The organism is Actinacidiphila sp. bgisy145 (assembly GCF_057708125.1).
This window is the reverse complement of the sequence record NZ_JBYIRL010000107.1, coordinates 1-1,339: the sequence shown is the minus strand read 5'-3', so window position 1 is coordinate 1,339 and position 1,339 is coordinate 1. Positions and strand designations below refer to the sequence as shown.

Annotated in this window: 1 protein-coding gene; it reads right to left on the bottom strand. The window is 69.8% G+C overall.

The genetic code is table 11. The features are described from left to right. Positions 1-1,276, bottom strand: a 1,276-nt coding sequence (locus tag AC3ERT_RS36485; protein ID WP_435179477.1) for a SpnB-like Rossmann fold domain-containing protein, incomplete at its 3' end; no start/stop codon positions are given. Positions 1,277-1,339: the final 63 nt, after the last annotated feature.

Here is a 1,339-nt window from a genome sequence, read left to right as displayed (position 1 = left end):
CATCACGGATATCGGTCTTGCCCATCTCGACGAACCGACCACCACGCGGCAACAACCGCAGCGAGGCATCCGTGAACTCTCCCGCCAAGGCGTTGACGACCACGTCCATGCCTTCGCCACCGGTCACGCCCAGGAACCGCTCACAGAACGCCAGATCCCGCGTCGACGCGATGTGGTTCTCCTCGATGCCCATCGCCCGCAATGCGGCCTGCTTCGCCGGACTCGCGGTCGCGAAGACCTCCAAACCCCATTCCTGAGCCAACTGCACCGCAGCCGTACCCACACCGCCGGTCCCGGCATGGATCAACACCCGCTCACCCGGACGGACCTGAGCCAGATCCCGCAACGCATAAAACGCCGTCAAGAACCCCACCGGCACCGCAGCAGCCTCCTGGAACGACCACCCCCGCGGCACCGCAGCCACCAGCCGGCTGTCCACCACCCCCACCGACCCCCACCCCGGCACCAAACCCATCACCGGCTCACCCACAACCAGGCCGGTGACTCCGGGACCGGTCTCCAGAACCACGCCCGCGCCTTCCCCGCCCAGCATCCGGCCGTCCGCAACCATTCCCAGCCCGGCCACCACATCGCGGAAGTTCACACCCGCCGCCCGCAAACCCACCCGCACCTGCCCCGGCAACAACACCGCCCCCGCCTCAGGAGCATCGACCACAGCAGCACTGCCCAGATCACCCGGCTCCGCCACCTCCACCCGCCAACCCGAACCAGCGGGAAGCGCCAGATCCCCGGACGCACCCGCCCGGACCAGCCGACGCCCGAACGCCATTGCGGTCCCGCCGTCAGTAGTAGCGGGGCGGATGCGGATGTCGGGTTCGCCGGCATCCAGGGCCAGGGCCAGGACCGTGTCCACGTCGCCGTCGTTGGCAGGGTCCAGGTCAGCCGTCGGGTCGACGTCGACCAGCAGCACACGCCCCGGGTGCTCGGACTGCGCCGAACGCACCAAACCCACCACCGCGGCACCGGCCAGGTCCTGCCCGGTGGCCGCGCCCTGGGTCCAGATCACCAACCGCGCGTTGTCCGTCTCGGGATCGGCCAGCCACTCCTGCACCCAACCCAACACCGTCGCAGCAGCCAACTGAGCCGCCTCCGGTACCGGAACCCCCGACGGGACAGCCGGCACCACCGCCACCACCACCGGAGCCACCTCGGACCCGACCGACTCACCATGCCGCACCCACTGCACCAGAGCGGTGTCAGGGGTCTGCGGGGCAGGCAGCGGAACCCAGTCCACCGTGAACAGCGACTGCCGCACCTGCCGACCAGTACCGGTGAACTGACCAGCCGACGCCTCCCGCAGCACCAGTGACCGGGCCGT